We start from the raw sequence: 7,464 nt of genomic DNA on the forward strand, positions 1-7,464 counted from the left end.
AGCAGCGACAGCGCCGCAACCCCACCCGGGCCGCGGCGCTGTCGCTGCTGACCGCCGTGCTGGACCGGCATCGCGGGCTGGAGGAGGCGCTGGACGCCCTGCCGCCCGGCGAGGCCCGCGACCGCGCCGCCGCCCATCGCATCGCCGCCGGCGTGCTGCGGCGCCTGGGCAGCATCGACGCCATCCTGGAGCCGTCGCTGCGCCGCGAGCCGCCGCCGGAGGTGCGCCAGGTGCTGCGCATCGGCGCCGCCGAGCTGCTGCTGCTGGAGACGCCGCCGCATGCCGTGGTCTCCAGCTGCGTCGACCTGGTGCCGCGGCCCTTCGCCGGCCTGGTCAACGCGGTGCTGCGGAAAGTCGCCGCCGCCGGCCCCGCCGCGCTGGAGGAGCTCGATGGCGAGCGGCTCGACACGCCGACCTGGCTGTGGAGCGCCTGGCACGCCGCCTATGGCCCCGGCGTGCGCGCCCTGGCCCGCGCCCATCGCCTGCCGGCGCCGCTCGACCTGTCGCTGAAGCCGGGCGCGGCCTTCCCCGAGGGCGCCGTGCTGCTGCCCACCGGCACCGCCCGCTTCCCCGCCGGCACCCGCATCACCGAGCTGGAAAGCTTCATCGCCGGCGATGCCTGGGCGCAGGATGTCGCCGCCGCCCTGCCGGCGCGGCTGCTGGCCGCCGGGCCCGGCATGGCGGTCGCCGATCTCTGCGCCGCCCCGGGCGGCAAGACCGCGCAGCTGGCCGCCACCGGGGCCGAGGTGGTCGCCGTCGAGCGCGACCCGACCCGTCTGCTGCGGCTGCGCGAGAATCTGGCGCGCCTGTCGCTGGGCGCCGAGACGGTGCATGCCGATGTCATGCAGTGGCAGCCCGGCCGCCTGTTCGACGCCATCCTGCTGGACGCGCCCTGCAGCGCCACCGGCACCATCCGCCGCCACCCCGACGTGCCGCATCTGAAGCGGCCGACCGATATCGGCTCGCTGGCGACGCTGCAGCGGCAGCTGTTCGAGGCCTCCGCCAAGCTGCTGGCGCCGGGTGGGAAGCTGGTCTTCGCCACCTGCTCGCTGCAGCGGGAGGAGGGCGAGGCCCAGGCGGCCACCCCGCCGCCCGGCCTGGTGCCCGACCCGATCCGCGCCGAGGAGGTGCCGGGCCTGGCCGCGGCGATCTCGCCCGAGGGCTGGCTGCGCACCCGCCCCGACCTCTGGGCCGAGCAGGGCGGCATGGACGGCTTCTTCATGGCCCGGTTCCGGGCGGCGTGAGGGGCCCGGCCCGGCGCCGCGATTTTTTGTTGTTTTTTCCTGCGGCGAGGGCCGGTTTCTCCAGAACTACTGATGACAAGCCGGGCGGGACCTGCTCCGTCTCAGCTTGTTCTGCATCAGCGCAGAAGGCATAACATCCGTCGTGACATGTCCGGTCAAAATCGCCCCGTCCCTTCTGGCTGCCGATTTCGCGCGGCTCGGTGAGGAAGTCGCCGCCATCGATGCCGCCGGCGCCGACTGGCTGCACCTGGACATCATGGACGGGCATTTCGTGCCCAATATCAGCTATGGCCCCGGCCTGCTGAAGGCGCTGCGCGGCAAGACCGCCATGTGCTTCGACGTCCATCTGATGATCGCCCCGGCCGACCCCTACCTGGCGGCCTTCGCCGAGGCGGGCGCCGACCGCATCAGCCTGCACCCGGAGGCCGGCGCGCATCTGCACCGGTCCATGCAGACCATCCGGGCCCTGGGCAAGTCGCCCGGCGTGGTGCTGAACCCGGCGACGCCGGTCTCGGCCATCGAGCATGTGCTGGACCTGGTCGACCTGGTGCTGGTGATGACGGTCAATCCGGGCTTCGGCGGCCAGTCCTTCATCGAAAGCCAGCTGCCGAAGATGGAGACGCTGCGCCGCATGATCGACGCCACCGGCCGCGACATCGCCCTGCAGGTGGATGGCGGCGTGACGGTGAAGACCGCGCCCTCCTGCATCGCCGCCGGCGCCACGGTGCTGGTGGCCGGCACCGCCGTCTTCGGCGCGCCCGACTATGCCGCCGCCATCGCCGCTCTCCGCGGTTCTTCCCTGGGGGGCCCTGCCTGATGACCGACTGGCTGCGCGGCGCGCGCCGGGTCATGGCCGGTCTGAAGCCGGTCAAGGTGCCGGAGGCGCCGGCCCGCGCCTTCCGCGACCTCTGGCCCGGCGACGCGACGCGCGGCCACCGGCTGCTGCGCGGCGAATGCGAGGTGAGCGGCACCACCCGCCCGCTGGTCACCGCCGAGGAAGGCGGCCAGGGCTGGGGCGAGGGCAGCGGCGCGGCCCTGTGGCGCGGCGCCGTGCATGGCTTCTGCTGGCTGCGCGACCTGCGCGCGCTGGGCACCGATGGCGCCCGGCTGCGTGCCCGTGATCTGACCGCCGACTGGCTGGAGCGTGGCAGCAGCGAGGCGCTGGCCGCCGCCCCCGAGGTCGCCGGCGCCCGGCTCTCCGCCTGGCTCGGCCATTGGGATTTCCTGGCGGCGACCGCCGAGGACCATTTTCGCCGCGCCCTGATGGTGCGGCTGGCGCAGGACGCCCGCGTGCTGGTCGCCACCCTGCCGGCCGAGGCGCGCCACCGGGGCGGGCTCGCCGCGCTGAAGGGCGCCATGGCGGCCTCCGTCGCGCTGAACGAAGAGGCCTGGATCGCCCGCTGCCTGCGCGTGCTGCCGCAGGAGATCGAGCGGCAGATCCTGCCCGACGGCGCCCATGTCGAGCGCTCGCCCGGCCAGCTGCTGCTGGCGGTGCAGGACCTGATCGAGATCCGCAACCTGCTGCATGGCGCGGGCCTGGAGGCGCCGCCGCACCTGGCGCTGGCCCTCGACCGCGCCGCGCCCGCGCTGCGGCTGTTCCGCCATGGCGATGGCGGGCTGGCGCTGTTCAACGGCACCCGCGACGAGGGCGCCGCCCTGGTCGACCTGGTGCTGACCCAGGGCCAGGCCCGTGGCCGCGCCCCGCTGATCCTGCCCGAGGCCGGGTTCCAGCGGCTGCAGGCCGGCCGCACCCTGGTCATCGTCGATTGCGGCCCGCCGCCCGAGGGCCGCGCCGCGCTCAGCCCCGCCGGCCTGCCGCGCCAGGCCGACCGCTTCCACCATGCCGGCACGCTGGCCTTCGAGATGTCGGTCGGCCGCGACCGGCTGATCGTCAATTGCGGCGCCGCCACAGCCGCCGAAAGCGCCTGGCGCGACGCGCTGCGGGCCACCGCCGCGCATTCCACCCTGGTCCTGGCCGACACCAACAGCAGCGAGCTGCGCGAGGAGGGCCTCGGCCGCCGCCCGGAGACGGTGGAGGCCGAGCGCCAGGAAGCCAATGGCGCGCAATGGCTGGACGCCAGCCATGACGGCTACAAGAAGGGCTTTGGCGCGCTGCACCGCCGCCGGCTGTACCTGTCGGAATCCGGCGACGACCTGCGCGGCGAGGATTCGGTCGAGGCCGAGAACCCGGTCGCCTACGAGGTCCGCTTCCACCTGCATCCCGGCGTCGTCGCCAGCCCGCAGCTGGACGACAATGCGGTGCTGCTGCGGCTGCCCTCCGGCGCGTCCTGGCGGCTGCGCGCCAGCCGGGCGAAGCTGGCGGTCGAGGAAAGCGTCTTCATGGCCGGCGAGCCGCGCCGCACCAGCCAGGTGGTGCTGCTGGCCGAGCCCGGCACCGCCTCGGTGCAATGGGCGCTGAGCCGCGTCAACCTGCCGACCCCCGGCATCGTCGAGGAAGGCTGAGCCGCGGGGCTGCTGCGATGAAGATCGCCGAGGTCTGCAACGTCGACTTCTCGCTGCGGCACTTCGTGCTGCCGGTGATGCGCGGCGCCCGCGACCGCGGCCACGAGGTGGTGGGCATCTGCGCCGAGGGGCCGATGCTGTCGGTGCCCCGCGCCGAAGGTTTCCGCATCATCCCGGTCCCGATGGCGCGGAGCCTCAATCCGGTCGCGCAGCTGCGCGCCTTCCGCGCGCTGCTCGAGGTCTTCAAGGCCGAAAAATTCGACCTGGTGCACGCCCATATGCCGATTTCCGGCCTGCTGGCGCGCGCCGCCGCCAAGGCCGCCGGCGTGCCGCGCATCGCCTATACGGGGCACGGCTTCCTGTTCAACCAGCCCGGCCCCTTCTGGCGGAAGAACCTGGCGCTGGGCCTGGAATGGCTGGGCGGCCGCGCCACCGACGTCTTCCTGACCGTCAGCCAGGAGGAAGCCGCCGATGCCCGCCGCCTGGGCATCGCGCCCCATGCCATCGGCATCGGCAATGGCCGCGACCCTGCCCGCTTCCGCCCCGACGCGCAGGCCCGCGCCCGGCTGCGGGCCGAGCTGGGCGCCGCGCCCGGCGACTGCGTGGTGGTCATCGTCTCCCGGCTGGTGCGCCACAAGGGCCATGTCGAGCTGCTGCGCGCCATGGAGGACGTCCCCGGCGCCACGCTCTGGATCGTCGGCGAGCGCCTGGCCTCCGACCACGGCCCCGACATGGCGGACGACTTCGCCCGCGCGGAAAAGCTGCTGGGCCCGCGGCTGAAGCGCCTGGGCTACCGCGACGATGTCGGCCAGATCCTGGCGGCGTCCGACATCTTCTGCCTGCCCAGCCATTTCGAAGGCCTGCCCATGTCGGTCATCGAGGCGATGATGACCGGCCTGCCCGTCGTCGCCACCGACATCCGCGGCCCGCGCGAGCAGGTGGTCGACGGCGAGACCGGCTTCCTGGTGCCACCCCTGACCGTGGCCCCGCTGGCGGAAGCCCTGCGTCGGTTGTCGGGTGACGCGGCGCTGCGGGCGCAGTTCGGCGCCGCCGGACGGGAGATGGCGCTGGAACTTTTCGATGAGCGGAAAGTCATCGGGAAGACGTTGGATTTATTGGGTCTTTAGCGAAGCGAAGACAGAGAAAGGCCAGGGGAATGAATTCCCCTGGACCCCATCTTTTTTCTATCAGGCTGCCGCTACCCCCCGACAAAGCGGGACGTGGCACTCATGCCGGTGAGGCGCAGGTCCCCCAACGGCCGGTCATCAGAAAAAAGATGGGGGTCTGGGGGAATTCATTCCCCCAGCCTTTTGGGCTCAAGCCTTCTCTTTCCCCCTTCCTCGCTCCACTATCCCCCCATGAGCGAGACCATGCTGGACGTGCAGGGCCTGACCTGCCCTTTGCCCGTGTTGAAGGCCAACAAGGCCCTGCGCAGCCTCCCCGCCGGGGCGCGGCTGGTGGTGCTGGCCACCGATCCGGCCAGCGTGAAGGACTTCCAGGCCTATAGCCGCGAGACCGGCCATGCCCTGGTCGGCTTCAGCGAGCAGGCCGGGCAGTACCGCTTCACCCTCCGCAAGCGCGACGCCGAGCCCGCGGACGAGGCATGAGCCTGCTGCTGGTCACCCACCGGGCCTGCCTCGGCCATTCCAATGGCGAGGGCCATCCGGAGGAGGCCGACCGGCTGCGGGTGGTGCTCGCTGTTCTGGAGGCCGAGGAGTTTTCCACCGCCATCCAGGAGCAGGCCCCCCGGGCGACCGAGGAGCAGCTGCTGCGGGTCCATCCCCGCCACCATGTCGAGGGCCTGCTGGCGATCCGCCCCGAGGGCGCCGACATCGTCATGCTGGACGGCGACACCGGCATGAGCGCCGGCAGCGCCGAGGCCGCGCTCAGGGCCGCCGGCGCCGGGATCGCCGCGGTCGATGCCGTCTGCCGCGGCGAGGTCCGCCGCGCCTTCTGCGCCGTCCGCCCCCCCGGCCACCATGCCGAGCCCGACCGGCCGATGGGCTTCTGCCTGTTTTCCAATGCGGCGATCGCGGCCCGGCACGCCCAGGCGGTGCATGGGCTGGCGCGGGTGGCGGTGGTGGATTTCGACGTCCACCACGGCAACGGCACCCAGGCGGCGGTGGAGGCCGATCCGACCATCCTGTTCCTCTCCTCGCACCAGTCGCCCTGCTATCCGGGCACCGGGCTGGAAAGCGAGACCGGGGTGGGCAATGTCTTCAACGCCACCCTGGCCCCGGGGGCGGATGGCGAGGCCTTCCGCGCCGTCTGGCGCGACCGGCTGCTGCCGGCGCTGGAAAGCTTCGGGCCGGAGCTGATCATCGTCTCGGCCGGGTTTGATGCGCATGCGCGCGACCCGCTGGCGCAACTCCGCGTGCGGGAAGCGGATTTCAATTGGCTGACCGCCGAAATCTGCCGGATCGCCGACCGGCTCTGCGGCGGGCGGGTCGTCTCCACGCTGGAAGGCGGCTATGATCTGGAGGCGCTGGCGGCCTCCGCCGCCGGCCATGTGCGGGCGCTGCTCTGCGCCTGACCTGAATGTGCCGAAGCTGCTTTCCGCCACCCCCTGAGGTGCCTGTCATGTCCGAGACGCCCCACCAGGACGTCGCCGCCCTGTCCTTCGAGGCCGCCCTGGCCGAGCTCGATGCCATCGTGAAGAAGCTCGAGGGCGGGCAGGCGAAGCTCGAGGAGGCGATCGCCGACTACGAGCGGGGCGCCGTGCTGCGCCGCCATTGCGAGGCGAAGCTCGCCGAGGCGGAGCAGAAGGTGCAGGCCATCGTCGTGGGCGCCAGCGGCTCCCAGGGTGCCAGCCTGCGGGAACTGTCGTGACCGCCCCCCTGGCCGGCCTGTCGGAGGCGCTGCGCGCCGCGGCGGCCGAGATCGAGGACGCGCTGGACTCCCTGCTGCCGGTGCCGGAAGGGCCGGAGGCGCGGCTTTTCGCCGCCATGCGCCACGCCTGCCTGGGCGGCGGCAAGCGGATGCGCGGCTTCCTGGTGGTCGAGGGCGCGGCGCAGTTCGGCGTGTCGCAGACCTCGGCGCTGCGCGTCGCCGCCGCGCTCGAGATGCTGCACGCCTATTCGCTGGTGCATGACGACCTGCCGGCGATGGACAATGACGACATGCGCCGCGGCAAGCCGACGGTGCACCGCGCCTTCGACGAGGCCACCGCGATCCTGGCCGGCGACGCGCTGCAGGCGCATGCCTTCGCTGTGCTGGCGGCCGAGGACACCCATTCGGATTCCGCCGTCCGCGCCGAGCTGTGCCTGCGCCTGGCCCTGGCCGCCGGCCCCCGCGGCATGTGCGGCGGCCAGATGCTGGACATGCTGGCCGAGGACCAGGCGCTGGCCGGCAGCGTGCCGCTGGGCGAGGCGGCGATCGGCCGGCTGCAGATGCTCAAGACCGGCAAGCTGATCGAATTCGCCGCCGAGGCCGGCGCCATCCTGGGCAAGGCGCCGGGGCCGCAGCGCCACGCGCTGTGCTTCTATGGCCGCGAGCTCGGCGCCGCCTTCCAGATCGCCGACGACATCCTGGACGCCACCGCCAGCGCCGAGGAGACCGGCAAGGCCACCGGCAAGGACGCCACCGCCGGCAAGGCGACGCTGGTCGGGCTGCTGGGCATCGAGCGCGCCCGGGTGCATGCGGAAAGACTGGCCGCCCAGGCCCGCACCCATCTCGACAGTTTCGGTCCGCGTGCCGATCTCTTGCGCATGCTGGCCGACTATACCATCGCCCGGAGGTCCTGATGGCGAACCCCCCC

8 protein-coding genes are annotated in these 7,464 nt (G+C 72.9%); all 8 read left to right on the top strand.

Annotated elements, in window-relative coordinates; genetic code table 11:
- The coding region (locus GVN67_RS27210; RefSeq protein ID WP_235035559.1) for a transcription antitermination factor NusB at positions 1-1,244 on the top strand (1,244 nt) is incomplete at its 5' end.
- Between the two features lie 142 nt (positions 1,245-1,386).
- On the top strand, positions 1,387-2,061 hold the full coding sequence (gene rpe, locus GVN67_RS27215) for a ribulose-phosphate 3-epimerase (RefSeq protein ID WP_160000450.1): 675 nt from the start codon (positions 1,387-1,389) through the stop codon (positions 2,059-2,061).
- Entirely contained in the window at positions 2,061-3,707 is a 1,647-nt protein-coding gene (locus GVN67_RS27220) for a heparinase II/III family protein (RefSeq protein ID WP_200845415.1), read from the top strand. Before rpe ends, GVN67_RS27220 begins: the two co-directional genes overlap by 1 nt.
- 17 nt (positions 3,708-3,724) lie before the next feature.
- On the top strand, positions 3,725-4,834 hold the full coding sequence (locus GVN67_RS27225; protein WP_160000451.1) for a glycosyltransferase family 4 protein: 1,110 nt from the start codon (positions 3,725-3,727) through the stop codon (positions 4,832-4,834).
- A 231-nt stretch (positions 4,835-5,065) separates the two neighbouring features.
- On the top strand, positions 5,066-5,314 hold the full coding sequence (locus GVN67_RS27230; RefSeq protein ID WP_160000452.1) for a sulfurtransferase TusA family protein: 249 nt from the start codon (positions 5,066-5,068) through the stop codon (positions 5,312-5,314).
- Positions 5,311-6,240 (top strand): histone deacetylase family protein, encoded by a 930-nt coding sequence (locus GVN67_RS27235; protein ID WP_160000453.1) that lies wholly within the window; start codon positions 5,311-5,313, stop codon positions 6,238-6,240. Before GVN67_RS27230 ends, GVN67_RS27235 begins: the two co-directional genes overlap by 4 nt.
- A gap of 47 nt (positions 6,241-6,287) precedes the next feature.
- A complete protein-coding gene (locus tag GVN67_RS27240) occupies positions 6,288-6,536 on the top strand; it encodes an exodeoxyribonuclease VII small subunit (RefSeq protein ID WP_160000454.1) in 249 nt (82 codons plus the stop codon).
- Positions 6,533-7,450, top strand: coding sequence for a polyprenyl synthetase family protein (locus GVN67_RS27245; RefSeq protein ID WP_235035560.1), 918 nt, complete (start codon positions 6,533-6,535; stop codon positions 7,448-7,450). Before GVN67_RS27240 ends, GVN67_RS27245 begins: the two co-directional genes overlap by 4 nt.
- The last annotated feature ends 14 nt before the right edge of the window (positions 7,451-7,464 follow it).

This window comes from Roseomonas sp. 18066 (assembly GCF_902706185.1).
Classification (GTDB): domain Bacteria; phylum Pseudomonadota; class Alphaproteobacteria; order Acetobacterales; family Acetobacteraceae; genus Pseudoroseomonas.